General features: G+C 43.5%; 23 protein-coding genes. 17 read left to right on the forward strand and 6 right to left on the reverse strand.

Going from position 1 to position 23945, the window contains the following annotated elements:
- Positions 1-367: 367 nt before the first annotated feature.
- Together B0I21_RS03815 and B0I21_RS03820 are read left to right on the forward strand one after the other, a co-directional pair.
- On the forward strand, positions 368-580 hold the full coding sequence (locus B0I21_RS03815; RefSeq protein WP_133639148.1) for a hypothetical protein: 213 nt from the start codon (positions 368-370) through the stop codon (positions 578-580).
- A gap of 178 nt (positions 581-758) precedes the next feature.
- On the forward strand, positions 759-992 hold the full coding sequence (locus tag B0I21_RS03820; protein WP_133639149.1) for a hypothetical protein: 234 nt from the start codon (positions 759-761) through the stop codon (positions 990-992).
- 84 nt (positions 993-1076) lie between these two features.
- Here the strand turns inward: B0I21_RS03820 and B0I21_RS03825 are convergent, their stop codons facing one another.
- Positions 1077-3998 (reverse strand): alpha/beta hydrolase family protein, encoded by a 2922-nt coding sequence (locus B0I21_RS03825; protein WP_133639150.1) that lies wholly within the window; start codon positions 3996-3998, stop codon positions 1077-1079.
- Between the two features lie 233 nt (positions 3999-4231).
- Here B0I21_RS03825 and B0I21_RS03830 point away from each other — a divergent pair, with 233 nt between their 5' ends.
- The 4 genes from B0I21_RS03830 to rdgB all read left to right on the forward strand — a co-directional run bounded on the left by B0I21_RS03830 (position 4232) and on the right by rdgB (position 8090).
- Positions 4232-5329 carry a mandelate racemase/muconate lactonizing enzyme family protein gene (locus B0I21_RS03830; RefSeq protein ID WP_133639151.1) on the forward strand — a complete coding sequence of 366 codons (1098 nt, stop codon included), beginning with the start codon at positions 4232-4234 and terminating at the stop codon, positions 5327-5329.
- A 256-nt stretch (positions 5330-5585) separates the two neighbouring features.
- Positions 5586-6566 (forward strand): deoxyhypusine synthase family protein, encoded by a 981-nt coding sequence (locus B0I21_RS03835; RefSeq protein WP_133639152.1) that lies wholly within the window; start codon positions 5586-5588, stop codon positions 6564-6566.
- Between the two features lie 86 nt (positions 6567-6652).
- Positions 6653-7192 carry a hypothetical protein gene (locus B0I21_RS03840; RefSeq protein ID WP_133639153.1) on the forward strand — a complete coding sequence of 180 codons (540 nt, stop codon included), beginning with the start codon at positions 6653-6655 and terminating at the stop codon, positions 7190-7192.
- A 322-nt stretch (positions 7193-7514) separates the two neighbouring features.
- On the forward strand, positions 7515-8090 hold the full coding sequence (gene rdgB, locus B0I21_RS03845) for an RdgB/HAM1 family non-canonical purine NTP pyrophosphatase (RefSeq protein ID WP_133639154.1): 576 nt from the start codon (positions 7515-7517) through the stop codon (positions 8088-8090).
- Positions 8091-8173: 83 nt separating this feature from the next.
- Here rdgB and B0I21_RS03850 read toward each other — a convergent pair whose 3' ends face one another.
- Positions 8174-10501, reverse strand: a complete 2328-nt coding sequence (locus B0I21_RS03850; protein WP_243835941.1) for an OstA-like protein — start codon at positions 10499-10501, stop codon at positions 8174-8176.
- 96 nt (positions 10502-10597) lie between these two features.
- On the opposite strand from B0I21_RS03850, the gene tilS reads away from it, so the two are divergent.
- The 7 genes from tilS (at position 10598) to B0I21_RS03885 (ending at position 15420) form a co-directional block, all read left to right on the forward strand.
- Positions 10598-11932 (forward strand): tRNA lysidine(34) synthetase TilS, encoded by a 1335-nt coding sequence (gene tilS / locus B0I21_RS03855; protein ID WP_133639155.1) that lies wholly within the window; start codon positions 10598-10600, stop codon positions 11930-11932.
- Between the two features lie 5 nt (positions 11933-11937).
- Complete coding sequence (locus B0I21_RS03860) at positions 11938-12429, forward strand: hypothetical protein (RefSeq protein ID WP_133639156.1); 492 nt, start codon at positions 11938-11940, stop codon at positions 12427-12429.
- A 109-nt stretch (positions 12430-12538) separates the two neighbouring features.
- Positions 12539-12850: a DUF4834 family protein gene (locus B0I21_RS03865; protein WP_133639157.1), complete on the forward strand. Its 312-nt coding sequence runs from the start codon at positions 12539-12541 to the stop codon at positions 12848-12850.
- A gap of 90 nt (positions 12851-12940) precedes the next feature.
- Positions 12941-14044, forward strand: coding sequence for a DNA replication/repair protein RecF (gene recF, locus B0I21_RS03870; protein ID WP_133639158.1), 1104 nt, complete (start codon positions 12941-12943; stop codon positions 14042-14044).
- Complete coding sequence (locus B0I21_RS03875; protein WP_037495902.1) at positions 14037-14351, forward strand: DUF721 domain-containing protein; 315 nt, start codon at positions 14037-14039, stop codon at positions 14349-14351. The genes recF and B0I21_RS03875 overlap by 8 nt, the downstream gene beginning before the upstream one ends.
- Before the next feature lie 2 nt (positions 14352-14353).
- On the forward strand, positions 14354-14920 hold the full coding sequence (locus B0I21_RS03880; protein ID WP_133639159.1) for a Crp/Fnr family transcriptional regulator: 567 nt from the start codon (positions 14354-14356) through the stop codon (positions 14918-14920).
- 44 nt (positions 14921-14964) lie between these two features.
- Entirely contained in the window at positions 14965-15420 is a 456-nt protein-coding gene (locus B0I21_RS03885; protein ID WP_166637768.1) for an SRPBCC domain-containing protein, read from the forward strand.
- Here B0I21_RS03885 and B0I21_RS03890 read toward each other — a convergent pair.
- The 3 genes from B0I21_RS03890 to sucC all read right to left on the reverse strand — a co-directional run bounded on the left by B0I21_RS03890 (position 15415) and on the right by sucC (position 19052).
- Complete coding sequence (locus B0I21_RS03890; protein WP_133639161.1) at positions 15415-16035, reverse strand: L-threonylcarbamoyladenylate synthase; 621 nt, start codon at positions 16033-16035, stop codon at positions 15415-15417. The genes B0I21_RS03885 and B0I21_RS03890 overlap by 6 nt on opposite strands.
- 119 nt (positions 16036-16154) lie before the next feature.
- A complete protein-coding gene (gene asnS / locus B0I21_RS03895) occupies positions 16155-17600 on the reverse strand; it encodes an asparagine--tRNA ligase (protein ID WP_133639162.1) in 1446 nt (481 codons plus the stop codon).
- A gap of 258 nt (positions 17601-17858) precedes the next feature.
- Complete coding sequence (gene sucC / locus B0I21_RS03900; protein WP_133639163.1) at positions 17859-19052, reverse strand: ADP-forming succinate--CoA ligase subunit beta; 1194 nt, start codon at positions 19050-19052, stop codon at positions 17859-17861.
- A gap of 154 nt (positions 19053-19206) precedes the next feature.
- Here sucC and B0I21_RS03905 point away from each other — a divergent pair, with 154 nt between their 5' ends.
- The 4 genes from B0I21_RS03905 (at position 19207) to B0I21_RS03920 (ending at position 22028) form a co-directional block, all read left to right on the forward strand.
- Entirely contained in the window at positions 19207-19857 is a 651-nt protein-coding gene (locus B0I21_RS03905; RefSeq protein WP_208292271.1) for an ABC transporter ATP-binding protein, read from the forward strand.
- 3 nt (positions 19858-19860) lie between these two features.
- Positions 19861-20328, forward strand: coding sequence for a hypothetical protein (locus tag B0I21_RS03910; protein ID WP_133639165.1), 468 nt, complete (start codon positions 19861-19863; stop codon positions 20326-20328).
- Between the two features lie 16 nt (positions 20329-20344).
- A complete protein-coding gene (locus B0I21_RS03915) occupies positions 20345-20905 on the forward strand; it encodes an HAD family hydrolase (RefSeq protein WP_133639166.1) in 561 nt (186 codons plus the stop codon).
- 115 nt (positions 20906-21020) lie between these two features.
- Positions 21021-22028: a LacI family DNA-binding transcriptional regulator gene (locus tag B0I21_RS03920; protein ID WP_133639167.1), complete on the forward strand. Its 1008-nt coding sequence runs from the start codon at positions 21021-21023 to the stop codon at positions 22026-22028.
- 302 nt (positions 22029-22330) lie between these two features.
- Here the strand turns inward: B0I21_RS03920 and lpdA are convergent, their stop codons facing one another.
- Positions 22331-23719, reverse strand: coding sequence for a dihydrolipoyl dehydrogenase (gene lpdA, locus B0I21_RS03925; protein WP_133639168.1), 1389 nt, complete (start codon positions 23717-23719; stop codon positions 22331-22333).
- Positions 23720-23945 lie beyond the last annotated feature (226 nt).

Consider the following 23945-nt stretch of genomic DNA (forward strand, 5'->3'; position numbering starts at 1 on the left):
ATATACGAATAAAAAACTTCTTTTGTTACTGATTTTATAAAAAAAATAGATTGTTGTTGGTTTATTTCCAATTTAAAGATGTTTTTTTATTGATATTGTATTCCTGTTTGAAATCTTTCTGCCCAAGGAAAGATCGTTCTGTCACATGCGTGGTTTGGCGAACAAACTGTTGCACCGGTACATTAACGCGCTGTTTGTTACAATGGAGAAGTGTTTAGTATCTTTACAATGAGCATCTGTCTGCTGGATAACGGATAAAGCTCTTCGCTAATTTTGCAACGATCGTGAAAAACGGAATAATTTTAGCCATCATATCCTCTGGTCGGCCGGGCAAAGAGGGTATGGTAAACATATAGATTGCATTGTTATGAGACAGTTTGGCGTGAAACGAGCGAGCGTGCTGTATTGGAATATTTTCCTGTTGTTATGTATTGTTGTTTGGTTGGCGATACGAACAACGAACGCTAAAAGAGATCCGCAGGCACACTATAAGATTGCCGGCCGAGGCCCGTCTATGCCTGATCAGATTTTACGGCAATATCTTATCCTCCTTCCTTTACTCGGATGTACATCCGAGTAGTCTTTCACTTGCTGGTCTCCGGGTGGGGTTAGTGCAAAATGCCGATAAGCGGACAGTACTTAATATATTGGCTTTTCCCCCTGTGGACGTATCTCCTCTTCCGCTGAAAAGCCTTAATATCGACAGTTTACGCGAGCTTTGCAGGGATAATGAACAGATTTCACTTTCCTATGTAACAATGACAAAGGATATTTTCGATTGGAAAGCTAGTTTACGATATAATCGGCCCGCGTGGCCGCAATACTTTGTAGATAAAACCTATGTTGATTTTATGCGTGTTAAATATAATTTCCGAGAGATGCCGTTGATTGTCTTTACAGATGAACATGGTCGACTGCTAAGAAGAGTAGAGGGTTTTCACGATGAAAATATGGACGATTACGCGGCCTACATCGATGCTGTGCTTCGTTAATATACGCGATTAATCTTAAATATTTTAGACGCAATCGAATCCCCGCCCTATTCGGACGAACTGATTAGGGCGGGGGGATATGGTTTATTCGTTTGTGACAGTTGCGTTAAAAGCTCGTTCTTCCAAATGTTTAGGAAGAGCCATAAAGTCAATCCCTTTAGACCACCATTCCGGTACTTCTTTACCTTTGAGGTAATGATCAAAATATTCCATCATGCGTACCGCATAGTCCTTCTGATTCACTTCTTTGGCAAGACCGTGGTTTTCGCCGTTATAGGTCAGCATGACTACCGGCTTGTTAAGGCGTCGCAAACCGTTAAAGTATTCGATACCTTGCGTATAATCTACAGCCCCATCTTTATCGTTGTGCATAATGATCAATGGCGTCTGTACATTTTTGATGTGAAAGATCGGTGAATTTCTTGCGTAGGCATCCCAATTGTCCCAATAGCCTGTCGTTAGTCGTCCTTGGCTTGATTCGAATATACTTTGGTTAGACGAGCCCGAGTTCCAGTAAATCAATGAATACATGGAAATCATATTGGTCAATGGCGCACCAGCAACAGCCGCTTTAAAGATGTTTGTTTGGGTGATCAAGAACGACGTTTGATAGCCACCCCAAGAGTGTCCGTGGATCGCTACATTCTTTTCGTCGACAATACCTGTTGCTACTGCTGCCTTAACGGCTGGCACGACACAAGCTACGGCAGACATGCCGGGATCGTTTAGTTTGTACTTGATGTCAGGCATCAACACCGCGTATCCATTACTAGTATACATAGCGCGGTTGAAACCACCACCAGGGTAGGCTGGCAGCGAGTAGCTGTTCTTCCCATTCGTCAAGCGCTCGTAAATGTAGGTGATCGTTGGGTAGGCCTGTCCTTCGACATAGTTTGCTGGCAAATATAAAACGGCTTGTAAGGTATCACCATGATCGCTGACGTAACTAATCAGCTTACTACCGGCAGAAAGTAGCTGTTTTGCGCTATCCGCAATAAGTTTGACCGGTGATTTTAGTGTCTTGTCGGTTGACATATAGAGCTCTGGCGAAACGGTTGGTGTTTGTTTTGTGAAAAAATAGGCCGGAGTATGTTTCGCCTTATTGACGGCGCCGAAATAGGCATCTTCCAGTGTAACGACGTCGATCTTGTTGCGGTTGCCTGGTAGCAGTGCAATACCCGTCCGTTTGCTGTTATCATCGATCACTGAAAAATATTGGTCTTTCGTGAGGTCGATTTCCTCATCATCGGGGTGGATATTGTTGTAAGCTGTAATAATGAGCTTTTTATGTTTCCAGTTATCGGTCAGTTGTGTGTGCGATTTGCCGTCGAAGGCTACCTTCCAGAGGTCATAATTGTCTTTTAAAAGCACAAAGCGGCCGTCCGCTGTCCATCCATAAGTGCCCGTTGCCGGTTTGGAAACATTATGGTCATCGGTATCACTGATAAAAGAGGTTGGGATATCTTTGGTGATATTGGTCTTTGCCAGCGTTTTTACATCCAGCACATAGTAGTTGCCATCGTTGTAATAGAGTATATGCGTGGAAGTGGGGGAGAAGGTACTGCTGAAACTGGCGTTGAGATATAGCTTTTCAATGGCAAGTTTGCGTGTGCCCGAAGCGATGTCGACAATATAGACATCGGCAAAACGCTGTCCGTCGAGATTAGAGGCATACTCGTAGGGAGAAAAATCAAGACCATATCCAATTTTTTCATTCGGAGCCAAACGGATTGACCGCAGGTTGCTGTCTGCCAAGGACACAAACGTATTGGCGCCAATCTCCCAAACACTCATGATGTTAAACTTTTTATCGCGCTCAAGTTGTGTGCGTTGTGACGATTGAAGTCGTTTATCCTGCCAGTTCCATATCGTCATATCGGGTTTTTCCAGATCCTTCTTGTTCACGGTAGACTTTTGCGGATCACGAGAGGCCGTTTTCACAGCAACGCTGTCACGATTGTGTTCGCTGCTATCGGCAATGCTTGCCACCTTTACCTTCTGCGCTAGACTATCTACCTTGGCATCTTGTGCTTTTTCTGAATCAGCCTTTGTTTTTTCCAGTTTGGCAATGCCGAAGAAGATACGTTTGAGGTCCTTGCTCCAATAGGGCGCGGTGTTTTCGCTAATGCCATAGCCAGCTGTGATCTCTTGTTCCTGGAGGCCCGTATAGCTATGCACTTCTGGATTTTTTGCATGTATATTTTTGACGCCGATAAGCGTGTAAACGGGTGTTTTGTAGGCTTTGTCTTTTTTGGATTTCAATAGGGAGAATGCGGTGCCTTCCTTATTCCAATTAACTTTGGAAAAGGTAGCGGCATCATTTTGTACCAGTGTTGTTAATCCGCTCATTAAGTTAAGTAGGAATACGCCATTGCCATTTTGGCCTGCCGCGTCTACGGTATAGGCTAGTAGTGTGCCGCTTTTATTAAACGCGTAATCATGGACACTACCGATATTAAATTTCTGTTTGTTGGCTAGGTTGTAAAGCAATAAATCCGTCCCTCTGCCGGTTGTATCATTTTTTGCTGTCGGTGCAATCGATTCAAAACGAAGGGCTATCCATCCACCGTGCTCGTTTGCAAAATCAAATTTTTGCACGTTGTTGAAGATTATTGAAGCGGTGTCTTTCAAGGAAATCAAATAGAGCTTTTTGCGGCTTGGTTTTTTGGCTTTCTGGTTGCTCTTTATCGTTTTATAGTCAGGCGATTGATAGAAGGCAACAAAGCTGCTGTGTTCGTTGAAGCTTATCGGGGTATGCTGCCCGCCGATGGCATAGCGATATTGCTGTTGACTGCCCGTGTTCTTTATCGTTAGTGCCAAATCTCCTTGCGTGGGTCCAGATACGTAGGCTAACCACTTGCCGTCTGGGCTTGCTGTAGCATCGTTTGTTCGCGTGTATTTCCAGTCGGGAATGTCTTGCCAGGTGAGCGGAGTGTGTTTTTCTTGGGCATATGGCACAAGCCAAGCCAATTGACTGATAAGTAGGGCAAACAAATGGTACTTCATAGCTAGTATACGTTAATGATCGGGGCTAATTTATTGCTTTTATTCGAAATTTGACGCTTTTACATCGGTAAAATAACGCGTTTAAGGGGACGCATGATTGTACAAAGACGAAATCGGTTATGCTTCGGGTGATGTCGGTGAACAATTTCCAATTTTCACTGCCGAGTTCAATTTGCGGGATAAATAAAATAAATTTTATAGCTTTATTCCCAACATCTAACTTTCAGACCCGAATGATCATTACTTCCATCGACATTTATAGATTCAGTATTCCCATGGAGCCTTTCGTTATTGCAACAGGGGTGATGGATTACGCGCAAAATACCTGCATCCGTATACACACAGACTCCGGTTTTTACGGCCTTGGCGAATGTTCTGCCTTTCCGATGATTGTGGGTGAAACACAAGATACCTGCTTAGTGCTTGCGCGTGATTTTGCACGCATTTGGAAGGGTAAGAACCCGTTAGCGATCAAGGATCGTATGGCAGAGCTGGATCTTTTTATTGCGGGCAATGCCACGATAAAATCAGCTTTTGACATTGCTTTGCATGATCTTGCTGCGAAGCAAGCGGGCCTACCCCTGTACAGATTTTTAGGTGGGCAGCGGAAGGATATTGTGACGGATATTACGATTGGTTTGGGCGAACCCAACGTGATGGCGCAAAAAGCCGAGGCATTCAAAGCCGCGGGCGCTGCTGTTTTAAAGGTGAAGCTCGGGAAAAGACCGAAAGATGACGTGGAGCGAATACGCGCCATTCGTCGTGCCGTCGGATTTGATATTCCGTTGCGCATCGATGCCAACCAAGGTTGGTCATTTGAGGATGCTGTGGAGGCACTTCACGGTATGGAGCCGTTTAAGATTCAGTTTTGCGAACAGCCGATGCGTAGTCACAACGATCATCTGTTGCCGGAACTACGCAGCCAGACCATTATACCCCTTATGGCAGATGAATCGGTTTGCAGCCCGCAAGATGCCGATCGCCTTTGTAGAACCGACGCCTGCGATTATATCAACATCAAATTTTCTAAATCATCCGGTATTGCAGAAGCGCTAAAAATACAAGCCGTGGCTGCTGATTATGAAGTGCCCTGTATGATTGGCGGCATGTTGGAGTCTCGTTTGGCACTCTCGGCCAAGGTTCATTTCGCGTACGCCGCAGCAAACGTAAAATTCTACGATTTGGATACCTGCATGATTGGTCACCTTCTAGATCCGATTACTGGTGGTGTTCAATTTGATGGATATCGTGTGTCTGTTAGTGAAGCGCCCGGAATTGGTGCTGATGTTGATCCGAAGTTTTTGGAGAAATGTGAACAATGGACGATTTAGCAAAAGATAAGAAAATATATGAGGGTAACCTGTTTGCTGTGGACAATGGCCTAGAAGAAATAATAATACTGGCCATTCTTGTTATGCCGGTCGTTTTCTTTTGGCAGATTTTTAGTCGATTGCTAAAACGGAAGTGATCCCCAAGCCAACCATCGCAGGCTGTCTTTAAAGGCTTTCTGGTCAATATTCCCCCTCATCCTTTCGAAGATGATGAATATATTACCTACCTTTGTGAGAAGATAGAAAATTGAAAACTATGAGTACACAAAAAGGTCCTATTTCTCAGTTTTTGGAGAAAAATTACCTGCATTTTAATGCGGCAGCATTAGTTGACGCGGCGAAAGGTTACGAAGCTCACCTCTTAGATGGTGGCAAGATGTTAATCTCTTTAGGCGGTGCCATGAGTACTGCGGAGTTGGGCATTTCTTTGGCTGAAATGATCCGTCAGGATAAAGTACAGTTTATATCATGTACAGGCGCAAACTTGGAGGAAGATGTGATGAACTTGGTAGCCCACTCTCACTATAAACGTGTGCCTAATTACCGTGATCTTACACCGGAGCAGGAACGAGAATTACTTGACCAACACTATAACCGCGTAACGGATACCTGTATTCCAGAGGAAGAAGCTTTCCGCCGTTTACAAAAACATCTGGAAGATGTATGGCATGCCGCGGAAGAAAAAGGCGAACGCTACTTCCCACATGAATTTTTGTATCAAGTAGTGAACTCGGGTATCTTAGAGCAATATTATGAAATCGACCCTAAAAATTCTTGGATTGTAGCAGCGGCAGAGAAAAATTTGCCAATCGTATGTCCAGGCTGGGAAGATTCTACAACGGGAAATATCTTTGCTGCAAATGTTATTAAAGGTAAACTACAGGCAAGCACCGTAAAATCAGGTATCGAATACATGATCTACTTAAGCGAGTGGTACCGTGCAAATTCGGCAGGTAAGGGTGTCGGTTTCTTTCAGGTTGCCGGTGGTATTTCTGGTGATTTCCCGATCTGCGTCGTACCGATGATGTATCAGGATTTAGAGTGGGAAGATGTGCCCTTCTGGGCTTATTTCTGTCAGATCTCTGATTCAACAACTTCTTACGGTTCTTATTCCGGGGCTGTGCCAAACGAAAAGATTACTTGGGGCAAATTGGACATCGATACACCGAAATTCGTTGTTGAATCTGATGCGACTATCGTGGTTCCATTGATTTTTTCGTACGTGTTAGGACACTAATCGTAGAGAAACATTACATACTTTACAGGAGCAAGGATAGCATATCTTCTTGCTCCTCTTTTGTCAAATAGGGTAAATTTAGAACGATGAGCAACTTGGTTACGCACAATGCAGCAGCTTTACAGGCTCTTATGTCGGAGACCATCTTCACCTCCGGTGCGGAAGCCCTCTTTTCACAGCCTAATGGAGCAGACGAGATCTTGGCGCTGCCGCAGGAAACTTCGACCGCTGCTGAGGAATTTGTCTACACCGGCGATAAATCGACCGGTATACTTTTTATCCTGCGTTACCCATCCTATCCATACTTTTCACCACAGGCAGAAGAGGCCTTCGTAAAAACTATCGGCGCCTTGAAGCTGACGTTAGCGAATGTCGCTGTTGTGAATCTGGCGAACGCACAAAACCCCAATGACTTCAAACGTATCATGACCTTTTTCGAGCCGAAGAAGATCACCCTATTAGGTGTCGAGCCGTCTTCGCTCAACTTGCCTGCTATCGGACATAACGCCTATATGAAAGGGCGTATCGCTACCGTGTTCAATACCTTTAGCTTTGAAGAGATGTTTGCCGACGTCGAAAAAAAGAAGCTGTTCTGGAACGAGTTTAAGACGTTTATTAGTACTTAGATAATAGATGGTAGTAGATAGATAATAGATGGTAGTAGATAGATAATAGATGGTAGTACTTAGATAATAGATGATAGTACTTAGATGATAGATGGTAGATTACAGTAAGTTGTGTGGTTATGTTTTAGTTTGTCTAACGTCTAATTTTAACTTTTAACTTCTAACTTTTGACTTTTAAATTTTGACTTCTAACTTTTAACTTCTAACTTTTGAATTTTTAATTTTGACTTCTAACTTTTGACTTTTTAATTTTGACTTCTAACTTCTAACTTTTAACTTCTAACTTTTGACTTTTTAATTTTTACCTTTTACTTTCCAAAGAATGCTTGAACTCGTATTTGCCACAAACAACGCCCATAAATTAGAAGAAGTGCAATCCATTGTCGATGGTAAGTTCGTTATCAAATCCTTGGCGGATATCGATTGTCATGATGACATACCGGAAACGGGTGTGACCTTTGAAGAAAATGCGCAGCAAAAAACCGATTACCTAGTCAATAAATATGGGCTTTATTGCTTTGGCGATGATTCTGGATTGGAAATACAAGCCTTGAATAATGAGCCTGGTGTATATTCAGCACGGTATTCGGGTAGCCGAGATATGGAGAAAAATATTGATCTGGTGCTGCATCGTTTAGGTACAAATGCAAATCGCGCTGCTCAATTTCGTACGGTTATTTCGCTTTATCTAAACGAGCAGCAACACTTTTTCGAAGGCACTATCGAAGGTACTATCGTTACCGAACGTCGTGGCGTAGCCGGTTTTGGGTACGATCCAATTTTTGTTCCGAATGGCTATGAAAAGACGTTTGCCGAAATGACTCCTGCCGAGAAAAACGCGATCAGTCACCGTTCGATTGCTGTGGCAAAGCTTGCTGACTTTTTGTTGCGTAAGTAAGTTTCCGTTTCCGGGGTAAGTACAGCCCGTCCTTGGCGTGAAATAAGGGATTATGTTCTGTTTTGCGGGGTCGTTTTGTGTGCCTAGCGTATAGGTGGTGCCGTGCTTCCCGACTCGCTCTTTTTTTCTGCTGCGGTGGTTGCCTTTTCGCCTTCGCGCGCTGCCGGTTTCACAGGTTGTACCGGAGCCTCCGTTGCAGCATCATCCGGCTCTGTCGTTATATCCGTCGGACTTTTTGCTTCATTTCCTTCTGCACCAGACACACCATCTTTTGGTATCTCACGCTTACGATTGATCATGTCTTCTTTGGATTGAGGTCGATCTTGCGGTCGCCAAATAAAACCGGGCAGCACTTCGTTCTCCTGGTTCACCAAACGGAATGGATATACTTTTTGATCCACCTTGCGGATAGTAATATAGTCGATGATCTTTTTGCCTTCCATCTTGATCTTTATTCGGGCTCCTCGATCATGAAACATTTCCGTAATTGTATTGGTTTTGTCGTTGGTAGAGAATACGAGGTTTTCCGCGTTTCCATCTACGTACATCCGATCGATGGAATTGTTGGCGAAGAAAGCGGTGATCTTTCTTCCCTTCAACTGATTGTACTTGATGGAATCCAAAACGGCATTCACCATGAATGCATTCGCTATCAACAAGGCATTATCCATTTTCTGGTTCCTGATCTGCATGTATATCGTATCTGATGAGATCTGTGATCCATCGGCCCATATCATAGGTCGTCCCATAAAGCGGAACATCGAGTCGGCCATCCCATAGTATACTGAATCGGCGACCGCTTGCAGATCTGATTTAAACATGCGGACATTGTAGTAGGCCTTCACAATCCGGGTTCGAGCTGTGTCAAGATACGCTTGATTGGAGGTGTCCTTAAAAGCGGTATCAGGTTTCTGTACCGCGGTTAGCGCCTGGTTGATCAAACTATCTGCCTCGGCTTCGCGCGGCACAATGGCGCGCTGGCGAATAACAGAATCTTGCTGTAAAGTCTTTGCAATATCTGTTTCCGGTGGTACGCGGGCCGGTGGTGTTTTTGTAGGCTGTTTGGCCGGAGCTTTTTTCACTTCTGTACCTTTACTAACCGGCTCTTGCGCCGTTCCGGGCGATTCTTTTTTCAGGAGACTATCTACACCTGCGGTATCAACTAACGTAGAATCTTGTAGCAAATTTTCTCCTTCGCCATTGTCGCCGATATCGAAACCATCATCGTCTCCGTAGTCCACATCCTCGTCCACATCAAGTTCTCCACCGCTGCGGTCTAGGTTGAATTTTAGCGCTTTGTAATCTTTCAATAATATCATGCGAGAAAACAGCGTGTCGGCGGTCATATACACCGAATCCACGGCAGGCTTCTCTGGCTTTAGCGTTGTTACTGCGGTGGAGTCACTGCCTAGCCCTGTATTTTCATCCGCTAAACTTACGGCCACTTCTTCGGTTTCTTTTTTTCGTTTGTTTTTCTTTGAATCAGTTTCTAGGGGGGCTTGTGCCGTGCTATCGGGGGGCGCCGTCTCGGTAGAGTCATTATTTACGACCATCGTAATCAGCGGTTTCTCGGTCATGGTTATGGACTCATCAAGCTGGTTGTAAAGGCCATATCCGCCCTGCGCGTAAAACTTATCTAAGGTGTCTACAAAAACTACATTCCGAAAAGCTTTTCCTATGCCTGATGCACGTTCGTAATGCAGGCTGTCACCTTTTAGAAAACGGGTTCCTTCCGTATAGAGGTTATTCTTTGAAAAGTTTGCAACGCCGGTCTCGGTGTTGTAGTTTCCTTTTTCCGTGTACAAATTCTCTCCTTTTGTACCTTTGATATTTGTTGGCCCGAAAAAATAGGTCATGCGCTGCGCGGAATTATAGCGCATCGTATCGGTGTATATTTTTACATTGGCTGTGCGAACAACTACTTTGTTTCGAAAATAGGCATCCTTCGTGTTCTCGAAATAATAGGCATTTTTTGACGTGATGGTGTCGCCTTTAGAGATAATGCGGCCGCCGCCCGTGTATGTGCCTATTTTTTCGCGCATCTTGTATACAAGGAAATTTGTCGTCAATACGGAGTTCGCATCTACCATACGCACATTATTCGTTAGGGTAGCTATTTGCGGTGTCGCGTCGTAATGCAGACGATCCGCGTAAATCACCGTTCCTGATGGCTGCGTGATAACCACGTTTCCGAATGCTTCAAAAAATTGCCGCTTCAACTCGTCTTCATATAAGATACCGCTATCTGCCGAAAGTGTATTCCCTTTATGCGAATATACCGGTTGGATGCTGCTAAATCCCTTCTGCTCAATAATAGTACTGTAGCGAGAGGAAACCAATCTCAGTTCGTCTTGAGCGAATAGAGTTTGGAGGCAAAGCAATGCGAATATGAAGGCTAAACAGTGTTTCACGAGCGCAAAAATAGCTAATAAAAAAGCAAAAAAATGTTAAAGGACAAATTTTCCCGGTAAATACTTTTGGCAGCAATAATCTCTTAACTTTGACCTATGGATTTGCTTCGTCAATTTCGAAAACACCTGCAGGAGTCTTTATGTATTTCCGAGAATCATCGCATTGTGCTGGCTGTGAGCGGTGGGCGAGACTCGATGCTGATGGCTTATTTGTTTATAGAAGCTGGTTATGCGTGTGTGATTGCTCACTGTAATTTCAAACTGCGAGGTGCAGAGTCGGACAAAGATGAGGCACTGGTTCGCGAATTTGCGAAGGCGTATAAAGTGCCTTTTGTGCGACGCGATTTTGACACGGCGCGTTATGCCGAAGATAAGCATATTTCTATCCAAATGGCCGCTCGCGAATTGCGCTACCTATGGTTTGAAGAGTTGCGCGTGCAAGAAAGCGCGGAATGGATTGCTATCGCGCAACATCAGAACGATCATATCGAGACGACATTGCTCAACTTGACACGCGGCACAGGGCTTCGCGGGCTTCGTGGAATATTGCCTAAACAAGGGCATCTTATCCGACCCCTACTATTTCTTTCCAGTGAGCAGGTAACGGCACAGGTGGCAAGTCTTGCGATACCTTTTCGAGACGATCAATCAAATTTTTCGACAAAGTATGCACGCAACAAGATCCGTCTGGAAGTGGTCCCGAAGCTGAAAGAAATCAGTCCAGATTTTGACGCGATTATGGTCGACAATATCGCTAATTTTCAAGAATCTTACCGACTGCTACAATCTTTTGTAAGCCCTATTCGAGAACAACTTTTTTTGCGTAAGGCAAGGGACATCGAACTTCTTAAAACGGCCTTGGCACCCTACATAGACAATCTCAGTTTACTGTTTGAGCTATTTCGACCTTATGGCTTTTCCAAATCGGTATTGCAAGATCTTCAGGGCGCCTGGGAGGGCGAATCAGGGCGGTATTTCCAGTCTCCGGACTATGAAATGCTTTTGGATAGGCATGTCATCCGCCTAAGGCATTTGACAGAACCCCACGAGGGACCTACTGGTACCGTAGATGTGCAAATGGATAGCGCGCTAACCCGTTTCTGCGATCGAATTTTTGAGACGAACCTGAGCGAGGACGTATCCATCGTGCGGGATACTACGATAGCAAAGCTGGATTTTGATCATTTAATTTTTCCTTTACGGATTCGCTTTTGGGAAGAAGGCGACGCATTCTATCCGTTGGGCATGTCAGGAAGACAAAAGGTGAGTGACTTTTTTATTCAGCAAAAGATTGATCGGTATACGAAGAAGCAGATACCGCTGTTGATAAATGGCAATGGCCATATCCTATGGATCGCCGGCTATCGAATGGATAACCGCTATCGGATTACGAAAAGTACAAAAAAAGTGTTTACTTTAGTTTACAAATAAGGGCTATGGACGAACAGTATATATTTCAGGAAAAGCAATACTTAGGGCGTGATGCGACCTGGCTAAGCGTGCGTATGATTTTGGTATTGTTTTGCTTTGTGGCTTACTATCTAAATCTTAATCATTTGGCGTCAAGCCAATTGTTTTTTATCGTAGGCGTCAGCATCATCATCGTCTCGGTTATTATGATCTATATGGTTCATTACAAGACGGTGGTGGGAGAGAAGTTTCTTATTATCAGTGGGCTTTGGTCTTCCCGTTTGGTAAAGATCGACCTCTACAATATTGTCAAAGTGGAACGTAAGCCTTACAGCCTGTTTATCTTTAATAATCCGGTTTACAATCTCCATAAAAACGGTAAAATTCGCTTCTATTCTGGTGGAAAGGACTCTGTATGGCTCACAGATAAGGAGGGATTGGTTTACATCATCGGCTCTTACCGTGCGGCGGAACTTGTCCGGGCAGTGAATGAGGCCAAAGCCAAATTGAAAAGCTAGACCATTGCCACAACATCACGACGTTAAATTCTGTTAACGCCATCATGCTGACATTTTATTGACGAAACGGTTTCCAGATTTTTAGTAAATTTGGTAAAATAGTTTGAGCATGGAATCTTTATTGAAATTTATCGTTATATTTTTTATTGTGTTTTACGGCGTAAAGTATCTTTTTCGCCTACTAATGCCGTTTGCATTGCGCAAGATGACGGAACGGTTAATGCAGAAAGCACAACAGGGACAGACAGGAGGAGGACAATATCAATACCAGAGTACCAATCCATTTGATCAGTTTAAACAACAAAAGTCAGCCGAACATCAGGGAGAGATCCGCGTAGATTATGTGCCAACGGATGAAGCAAAAGATAGAAAGGGAACCCAGACTGCAGGTGAATTCGTAGATTTTGAAGAGATAAAGTAAATCTGTATTCTGAAATTATTTAATAGTACGGGGCAATAGATTTTGCCCCTTCGTTTTTTAATAGTTATTTTTGATTTTTCCCTTTTCTACATGTGGCTAAAACAACTTTCCGTTTTAAATTTTAAAAACTATACGGAGTCTTCTTTAGAATTTTTGCCGCAAGCAAATGCATTTGCGGGTACCAACGGTGCGGGTAAAACCAATTTGCTGGATGCCATTCACTACCTTGCCCTTTGCAAGTCTTATTTTAATCCTATTGATGCGCAACATATCAAGAAGGGAGAGGATTGGTTTATGGTGCAAGGCGAATTTGATAAAGAATACGCCGCTGATACTATATCATGTAGCCTCAAAAGAAACCAAAAGAAGCAGTTCAAGAAAAACAAGAAAGATTACCAAAGACTCGCCGACCATATTGGTCAGTTTCCGCTGGTGATGATTTCGCCCAGTGATACTAATATTGTGACCGAGGGGAGCGAAGAGCGGCGCAAATTTATGGACAATGTCATCTCGCAAACCGACAACCATTATTTGGATATACTCATCCAATACAATAAAATTTTGTTGCAGCGAAATACCTTACTCAAGCAGATCAAGGAAAGAGGCGTGTTTGATATCGGTCTGTTGGAAGTTTTGGATGCGCAGTTGGCGAATGTCGGGGAGCGCATTTTCTTACGAAGGAAGCGCTTTATGGAAGCTTTTCTTCCAGAATTTGAACGCTACTATGCTTTTCTTGCAGAAGGGGCGGAGACGGTTTCTTTGGTGTATGATTCGCCTTTGATGCGCGACGGTTTCGAAAACCTGTTAAGAAACTCATTGGAAAAAGATCGTTTGTTGGAACGTACCACGCAGGGGATCCATAAAGATGATCTTTTGTTTACGATACACGAGGGCATGCTGCTGAAGAAGTTTGGCTCCCAAGGTCAGCAAAAATCCTTTTTAATTGCGTTGAAACTGGCTCAATACAGTTTTCTGCGTAGCTGCAAAAGCTACAAGCCCCTGCTGTTACTGGACGATATTTTTGATAAGCTTGACGTTCATCGCACCCGTAAGCTCATGAAGCTCGTGTCTGACGATGAATTTGGCCAGATTTTCTTGACCGATACCGATGGGGAAAGAATAAGACGTATCTTTGAGGAAATAGGAAAGCCAATTCGTATTTTTGAAGTTAAAGGAGGCAGGGTAGATGTATAAGAAGAAATTTGATGAAATTCCGACGAAGGATGATGTCGGCATTAAAGAGGCCGTTGAAAAATGGATCGAAGTCTACCGGCTGCGTTCGAAATTTGATGAATCATCCATCGTAACGGCTTGGCCCAAAATTATTGGGAGTGCCATCGCCAATCGTACCCAAAAGATCTATATTCACGATAAAAAACTCTTCGTGCGCGTGGAGTCTGCCGTAATCAAAAACGAACTGGCTATGATGCGTCGACAGATTATCGGGCGTGTTAATGAATACGTAGGGCACGTTGTGGTTGAAGAGTTTATTATCCTTTAGTCATGGATATCGCCGCTATCTTTAGTGAAGCCTTCCAAATCTCAAAAACGCATGCACTGCAGTTTGCGGATAAGTTTACACCAGAAGTACTCCCTAAAAATGCCTTTTTTCTTGAAACGGGAGAGCGCTGCAATAGATTCAGTTTTATAGCTTCCGGTCTGGTTCGCGTGTACGCGGAAACGGATAAGAAGGAGGTCACACAATGGATCGGCGATGCGGGCCACTTTCTGACAGATGTATCATCCTTTCTTTTTCGGCAGCCAGCGCGCTGGAACATCCGCGCGCTATCGGATACCACGCTGTGGACGCTTTCTTATACAGACTATCTGCGGTTCGAAGCGGAATTGCCCGAATGGAATAAGATGGAAAAGCGATTTGTAGCCAAGTGTTTTGCGTTGATGGAAAGCCGTATTTTTGATTTTATCGCATTATCGGCAGAAGAGCGCTACGAGCGTTATTTTAGCATGTTTCCCCAACATTTCAATCAGGTGCCTTTACAATACATCGCTTCGGTTTTGGGCATGAGCGCCGAGACCTTAAGCCGAATTCGCGCAAAACAGTTTTCTTGATTTTTATCAAGTGAATGCTGCGGGCGATCTACTATTTTCGGGCTATGGGAAAATTACATATAGAACAGCAGGTGACCATTAACGCATCGTCGGATGAAGTCTGGGCCGTGTTCGCCAACTTTCAGGCGTATCATGAATGGAGTCCAACCGTACGTTTTTTGGCATCAGCCCCCGAAGTAGGAAAATCAATCACTGTTTTGTTGCAGCAACCCAACGGAAAAAGAATGACGATGCATCCCAAGGTGCTTCGCCTTTCGGCTAACAAAGAGCTGCGTTGGCGAGGTCGATTGTTCTTGCCCGGCATTTTTGACGGCGAGCACTATTTCATGCTGAAGCCATTGGCAAATGGAACAACAGAATTTATACAAGGCGAATATTTTAGTGGTATATTGGTTCCGTTCTTGAGAAAGATGATCTTGGGACCTACACAAGAAGGTTTTAGGGCATTCAACTATGCATTGAAAAAGCGAGTGGAAGAACAAGAAAAGGTCGATCTATAAGTAATCTTCCAGATCACCTTTTCCTTCACGAAGCACTTCAAATTCGCCTGCTGTAAGATCAACTACCGTTGAGGCCACATTGCCGCCGTAGCCTCCATCAATCACGATATCCACCAGGTCTTGATACTTTTCATAGATCAATTCCGGATCAGTCGAGTACTCGATGATCTCATCTTCATCGTGAATGGATGATGATACAATCGGATTACCCAGCTCTTTTACAATCTCGCGTACAACGTTGTTGTCTGGAACCCGAATACCGACAGTCTTCTTTTTTGAACTTAACAATTTAGGGACTTGCCCGCTTGCATTAAAGATAAACGTGAAAGGCCCTGGCAGTGCCTTTTTCAACACCCGGAAAACAGCCGTGTCGAACGGTTTGGTATAGTTGGAGATATCGGTAAGATCGTAGCAAATGAACGATAGGTTTGATTTTTCAGGTTTCAACCCACGAATTTGGCAGACCCGTTCAATCGCTTTTTGGTTGGTTATATCACAGCCTATCCCATATACGGTATCTGTAGGGTAGATGATAACACCGCCTTTTTTAAGCACCTCTACTGCCTGTTGAATGGCTTTAGGATTGGGATTGTCTTCGTATATTTTTAATAACATCTTGCTCTTTTTTATCGAACCGCTTATCGGCGATTCGCCGTGATCGTTTTTTTTAAAGTACCCTGTAAAATAGAACCGCCGAACATAGAAAATGTTCGGCGGTGATATACATGTCTTGTTTAAAACTCTGCGTTTTTAGGCGTTCTAGGAAACGGTATGACATCGCGAATGTTGGTCATACCCGTAACGAATAGAACGAGGCGCTCAAAACCTACGCCGAAACCCGAGTGCGGTGCTGAGCCGAAACGACGGGTGTCTAGAAACCAATCCATCTCTTCTTCGGGAATACCTACTTCTGCCATGCGCGTCAATAGTTTTTCCAAGTTTTCCTCACGCTGTGATCCCCCCACCATTTCACCGATTCCAGGAAACAAGATATCCATAGCGCGCACAGTTTGACGCCCTTGAGCATCGGGTTCATTCTGTTTCATGTAGAATGATTTTATTTCACGCGGGTAATCTGTCAGGATAACGGGTTTTTTAAAGTGCTTTTCTACGAGGTAGCGTTCGTGCTCCGACTGCAAATCAGCACCCCATTCTTCGATAAGGTATTTGAATTGCTTCTTTTGATTGGGCTTGCTGCGTTTCAAAATCTCAATGGCATCCGTGTAACTCACGCGTTCAAATTCATTCTGTACCACGAATTGCAATTTCGCTACAAGGTCAAGCTCTGAACGTTCAGCCTGTGGCTTCGATTTCTCTTCTTCCAGCAAACGGTTTCTCAAGAACTCTATTTCATCAGAACAAGCTGTAAGGGCATAGTTTATTACATATTTTAAAAGCTCCTCTGCAAGATCCATATTGTCTTCCAGCTCATAGAAGGCCATTTCAGGCTCAATCATCCAAAACTCTGCTAAATGCCGGGTCGTGTTTGAGTTTTCGGCACGGAAAGTAGGTCCGAACGTATAGATATTGCCAAAAGCCATTGCGGCCAATTCGCCCTCCAACTGACCAGAAACGGTAAGGTTTGTCGATTTTCCGAAAAAATCCTCCTTAAAGTCAATCTCGCCAGCTTCCGTGCGTGGTAGGCTGTTCAGGTCTAGTGTTGTGACGCGAAACATTTCGCCCGCTCCTTCGGCATCGGATCCCGTGATAATTGGGGTATGCATATACACAAAATCCCGATCGTAGAAAAATTTATTGACAGCAAAGGCCAGGGCATTGCGGACCTTGAAGATGGCATTGAAGGTGCCTGTACGGAAGCGTAGATGCGCAATCTCCCGTAAAAATTCTAAGCTATGCTTTTTAGGTTGCAATGGAAATTTCTCTGGATCAGAATCCCCTAAAATAGAAAGCTCCGTTACTTTGATTTCTACACGTTGCCCTTTTCCAAGTGACGCCACAAGCGTGCCTTTCACGCGAAGCGCGGCGCCAGTAGTTATTCTTTTCAAGAGTGTCTCATCGGTGTTTTCAAAATCAACTACGGCTTGAATATTGTGTATGGTGGAGCCATCATTGATCGCAATAAACTGGTTGTTGCGAAATGTCCTGACCCATCCTTTGACAATAACTTCTTTGCCAATTTCTTCTGACTGTAACAGTTGTTTTATACGTGTATGTTCCATGAGTATGCAATAATGAGCGTCTTATGTTGTCGGATTTGAGCTTACAAAAATAGTTTATTATTTTTTAAATACGCCTATAAAGTTCATCTGGTTGATAAAGTCGATAGGGCTTTGTGGAAGATGGTTTCCGCTAGGTAGGAGCGCGCACGCTCTTGGGAGGATGGGCGCTTGAGGATTACATTATCTACTGAAGCCCCAGCAAACAAAAAAGCCTTTAGCATGCGTTCTAAAGGCTTTTAAACTTATAAAAAAGAAAAATTATCCTTTCAATACTTTAGTAACAAGTTCAGCTGCTTCTTTCAATAAAATAGCTGAGTATACTTTCAAGCCTGAATCATCGATCAATTTTTTCGCTTCAGCAGCATTTGTTCCTTGCAGACGAACAATGATAGGCACTGGAATATCGCCAATTTCATTGTAAGCGTCGATAACACCTTGGGCAACACGATCACAACGAACGATACCACCAAAAATATTAATCAAGATTGCTTTCACATTCGGATCTTTTAAGATGATATTGAAACCAGCTTTAACAGTTTCTGCGTTAGCTGTACCACCTACGTCCAAGAAGTTTGCTGGTTCACCACCTGCAATCTTGATAATGTCCATAGTTGCCATCGCTAAACCGGCACCGTTAACCATACAGCCTACGTTACCATCTAATTTTACGTAGTTTAAGTTAGAAGCTCCTGCTTCAACTTCTGTAGGATCTTCTTCGAGTACGTCGCGCAGAGCAGCATAATCAGCATGACGATACAATGCGTTTTCGTCAAAATTTACCTTCGCATCAACAGCTAAGATTTTGTCGTCTGACGTTTTTAGTACTGGATTGATTTCGAACAACGATGCATCAATGGTATCGTATGCTTTGTAAAGCGCACTAATAAACTTAACCATTTCTTTGTGCGCGGGTCCAGCAAGACCTAAGTTAAACGCTATTTTCCGCGCTTGGAACCCTTGTAGGCCCGCCTTAGGATCTACCTCTTCTTTGAAGATTAAGTGTGGCGTTTTTTCAGCTACTTCTTCAATGTCCATTCCACCTTCTGTAGAGTACATGATGATATTGCGGCCTTTAGCACGATCTAGCAACACGGAAACATAGAATTCTTTGATTTCGCTTTCTCCAGGGTAATACACATCCTGTGCAACCAAAACTTTGTGAACTTTCTTGCCTTCGGAACCAGTCTGCGGAGTAACCAATTGCATACCAATGATGTCGGTAGCACGTTGTTGTACTTCATCGTGGTTTTTAGCTAACTTCACACCACCGCCTTTACCACGGCCACCAGCGTGAATCTGCGCTTTTACAACCACCCAGTCTGAATTAAAATCTTGTTTTAATTTTTGTGCAGCTTGAACAGCTTGCTCTGGAGTTTCCGCAAGAATTCCTTCTTGAACTCTTACACCAAAACCTTTAAGTATTTCTTTTGCTTGATATTCGTGAATGTTCATCTTAAAAAATTTGTGGTAAAAATATGGTTTTTAAATGGAAGGGGCAAGTAATTCTTTGGTAAAAAACGTTATAATGGAGGCTATTTTGCGGTGGTTTCAATCGCATTGAAATCTTCCGATAGTTTTCTTCCTTTTTCATTACCTTCGCAATATGATATTGAAGGCAAGTCAAATACATAAATCGTTTGGACAGCTTCCTATTCTTCGTGGTGTAGATCTCACTGTGGCGAAAGGTGAGATTGTCTCTATCGTGGGTGCCTCAGGTGCCGGTAAAAGTACGTTGCTCCACATTATTGGCACACTGGATAAGCCCGACCGCGGGAGGTTGGTGATCAACGACGTCAACGTAGGGGAATTAAGTCAGAAAAAGATGAGTTTATTTAGAAATGAACACATCGGCTTTGTTTTCCAGTTTCACCATTTATTGCCAGAATTTACGGCTCTAGAAAATGTGTGTATACCCGCGTTTATCAGTGGCAAAAATAAAAAGCAATCGGAGTTGCGCGGGATGGAGTTGCTTGACCGACTAGGGGTAAAGCATCGCTCCGAGCATAAGCCTTCAGAAATGTCTGGTGGAGAGCAACAGCGTGTTTCTGTGGCTCGAGCACTTATGAACAACCCCGCTTTGATTTTGGCCGACGAGCCTTCAGGCAATTTGGATTCTGAAAACGCAGCCTCTTTACATAAGCTATTTTTTGAATTGCGTGATTCCCTGAACCAAACCTTTATCATTGTGACGCATAACGAAGAGTTGGCCAACATATCCGACAGAACCATTCACATGCGTGATGGGCAAATACTTTAGTACATGGATAAACTGTTAATAACTTATGGCACGCGCCCATTTGCGCAACGACTTGGGAAGCTTCTATCGACAATATTTACCTGCCATTATGCAAGCTGTGAACAAATTCCCTCGATATTATTGAAGGGAGACTACCGACAAATTCCAACAGCAGTAAACCCTACTTTTGCGCATGAGCTACTAAAGCTTTGTTTGGACGAGGGCTATACCCATGTGCTGCCTTTAGGAAAGAGTGAATTGCAACCGCTGAACGAAACACGTGTGTTATTCGAAGAATATGGGATAACTGTTTTGTTGCCGAAACGTCCCGATGTCTGTTATATACTGGAAAATCCGCCTTCTTCGCTAACCATCCATGTTGTAAAAGAGGGCAATGATATTTTCACAGGCCAAAATTTGGTTGACTCCTCGCTATCGGGAGCGTTTGTTTTAGCTGATGAGGGTGAAGAGGCTGCCCTCTGTATGGTTTAATGGGTAAGATTGAAATATGACATTCGATAGATCCGTCTATATGTTTGAGATAGACGATGTACTGATCCCAAAACGGGATTACTTGTTACAAGTCTACTACCTCTTTGCGAATTTTGTGGAGTACACAGAAGGCCGGGAGCTAAGTAAAGAACTACTGGGCTATCTGACCATGGTTTTTGAAGCCGAAGGAGAGGATGCTGTCATACCTGCTGCCTTGCGTCAGTTTGAACTGGAAGATAGCTACCTTGAAAATTTTGAACGCTTACGTACCAATGCGCATTTACCGCTTAAGCTATTTTTACGTGAGGAAACAAAGACGACTTTACTGTCACTCTTTGCTGCGGGAAAAAAGGTGGGGATTTTGACAGACGGAAATCCGGTGGAACAGCTTAACAAGCTGAAGCATATCGACTGGCAAGACGTTAGCGAGTACTTGCCCTTGCTAAAAGTTTATTTCGTAAAAGAATTGACTTTTAGAAAACTTGTTCCCCTAGATTTTATCGCGCAGGATTATGAAGTTTCCCCCGATGATGTAGAATTTGTGACTGATTTCGATGACCAAATTGCACCGATGTAGAGAAATTTATCTAGAAAATTGTCTGAGAAGTCTTGAAAAAACAGTAAGTTTAGGTTTCCGTTATCAAATATGGCGGAAAGAGAAAATCTTTACTTATCCCAATAGCCAATAGTATATGAAAAAGAAGCCTGCCACGATCAAAGAAATCGCACGCAAGCTGAAGATTTCGGCATCGACAGTTTCGCGAGCATTAAATGACCATCCCAGTATTGGTTTAGTAACAACAATGCGTGTAAAGAAGATGGCTCAAGAACTGCACTACGAGCCTAATCAAACCGCAATATTTTTCAAGCAGCGTCGTACATTTACGATAGGCGTTATTTTGCCGAGTTTATCGGAGCCTTTTTTTTCCTCCGCTATTAGCGAAATTGAAAATGTGGCGGCCGAGCAAAACTATACGGTATTAATGGGGCAATCTCATGATGACGCGGAAAGAGAGCTGCAGATTATACACACCTTCAAAAAGCATCGCGTAGATGGTATATTGATGTCTTTGGGAAAAAATACCGAAGATTTGGGATTTGTAAATATGCTCAAGGAATCGGAGGTGCCGATCGTCTTTTTTGACTGCGTGCCTAAGATTGAAGGGGTGAATAAGGTGTATAGCGATTTGTCATCGGGCATGCGGGAGGCTATACAATCATTTGCTTCCATTGGTCATAAAAATATCGCGTTGATAAATGGTCCCGAGAACTTACTTGCTTCACAGGAACGGGCCGCTGCCTACAGACAAGCACTCTTAAAAGAGAATCTCTCATTCGATGAAAAATACGTGGTCAATACCGATTTAACGGAGAATGGAAATATCGAAGCGATGGAAAAGCTTTTGTTGCTTCCTGACCGTCCTTCAGCGATTGTATCATTTAACGACTTCGTGACTTTGGATGTGATTAAGCATGTGCGACAAAAAGGGCTCGTACAGAAACGGGATATCTTTTTTATTAGCTACGCGAATTATCCATTATGGAAATACATGGAGAACCCACCGATGGGAAGTATAGAACAATATCCTGACCGTCAGGCAAGACGAGCTGCAGAAATGCTCTTTTCGCAAATCGGGAGCACAGAGGATACAAAACCTCAGGCTGTTGTTTTTGAATCCAAATTGGAACTCAAAAATTAGTTGAGCACAGCATTCGCTTCAAACGTGTATTCGGGATAAAAGGTAAGGTTGGCAGGTGCTGTGGAAAAAAGTCCCTGTTTCTTCATTTCAAGTAGCAGTATCGAGCCTTTGGAAGACGCTTGCACATCGGTGTAGATGGATGAAAAGGCTGTTAAAGACCTGAAAAATCGTCTTTGCTAGGACGCATGACGAAGCAATCTACATTTTTTCAAACACTAAGATTGCTCCGTCTTTTTGCCTCCTTCTGGGATGACGCTCACGTCGTCCTTTTTTATGTATGCGGTCTTTCCAGATCTTATTTTTTATAAGTGGATCACTTCGCCGTAAGCGTCAGCTGCAGCTTCCATAATCGCTTCACTCATGGTTGGATGCGGATGGATCGCTTTGATCATCTCGTGCCCCGTTGTCTCCAGTTTTCTGGCAACAACAATTTCTGCGATCATTTCGGTAACGTTTGCTCCGATCATGTGTGCACCCAATAATTCACCATATTTGGCATCAAAAACCAATTTTACGAAACCGTCTTTTGCACCAGCGGCAGAAGCTTTTCCAGAAGCTGAGAATGGGAATTTACCAACTTTTACTTCATAACCAGCGTCTTTCGCCGCTTTTTCTGTATAGCCAACGGAAGCAATCTCTGGCGAGCAGTATGTACAACCAGGGATGTTGTTGTAATCGATTGGTTCCACGTGAAGACCTTTAATCTTTTCTACACAGGTAATACCTTCAGCCGAGGCAACGTGGGCCAGAGCCTGTCCCTTAACGATATCGCCAATAGCGTAAACGCCATCTACATTGGTTTTGTAAAAATCGTCAACCAGTACACGACCTTTGTCGGTTTTAATGCCAGCCTCTTCTAGGCCTAAGTTTTCGATATTTGGTGTGATACCAACTGCAGACAGCACGATCTCTGCTTCAATTGTCTCGGTACCCTTTGCTGTTTTGATGGAAACTTTGCTCAAATCACCTGCGGTATCAACCGACTGGACTTCTGATTTGGTCAAAATGGTGATGCCAGCCTTTTTAAGCGACTTCTCCAGTTGTTTAGACACTTCCTCGTCTTCTACCGGAACAATTCTGTCCATGAATTCTACAATAGTAACCTGTGTGCCGATAGCGCTGTAGAAATAAGCAAATTCAACACCAATAGCTCCTGAACCCACCACAACAAGCGATTTAGGTTGCTTCGGAAGATTCATCGCTTGGCGATAGCCAATGATTTTTTTACCATCTTGCGGCAGATTAGGTAACTCGCGTGAACGTGCGCCCGTCGCTAAGATTGTGTGCTTCGCACTGTATTCCTTGACGGCACCATCGGCACCTTTTACTTCGATTTTGCCGCCTTTTTTAACTTTGGCCGTACCCATGATGACATCGATCTTGTTCTTTTTCATTAAGAACTGGATGCCTTTGCTCATGCCATCTGCCACACCGCGGCTTCTTTTGACAATAGCGGAAAAATCAGCTTCTCCACCTTCTACTTTGATACCGTATTCTTCGGCATGGTTCAAGTATTCGAAAACCTGAGCACTTTTCAACAAGGCTTTGGTCGGGATACACCCCCAATTTAAGCAGATTCCTCCTAATGCTTCGCGTTCAATGATTGCGGTTTTGAAACCTAATTGAGATGCACGGATAGCAGCTACATATCCTCCAGGACCACTACCGATTACTACGATGTCGTAATTCATATGTATGTTAATTTTAACGTCTTAAGTGTATATTGACGTGCAAAAAATTAGCGCACGATATACCACTCGAAAATATTTGTAGTTAAGACTTTGTTCTTCTTCTGAACTCTCAAAAATACATATTTTTTCGGGTAACAAACAACCGTTTTTTCGGTTTATTGAGCGCTACGTAACGGATTACGCACATAGTTGTCAATTTTAGGTCAATAGATGACTAAATCGGCCA

This window comes from Sphingobacterium paludis, from assembly GCF_004364125.1.
GTDB classification, from domain to species: Bacteria; Bacteroidota; Bacteroidia; order Sphingobacteriales; family Sphingobacteriaceae; genus Sphingobacterium; species Sphingobacterium paludis.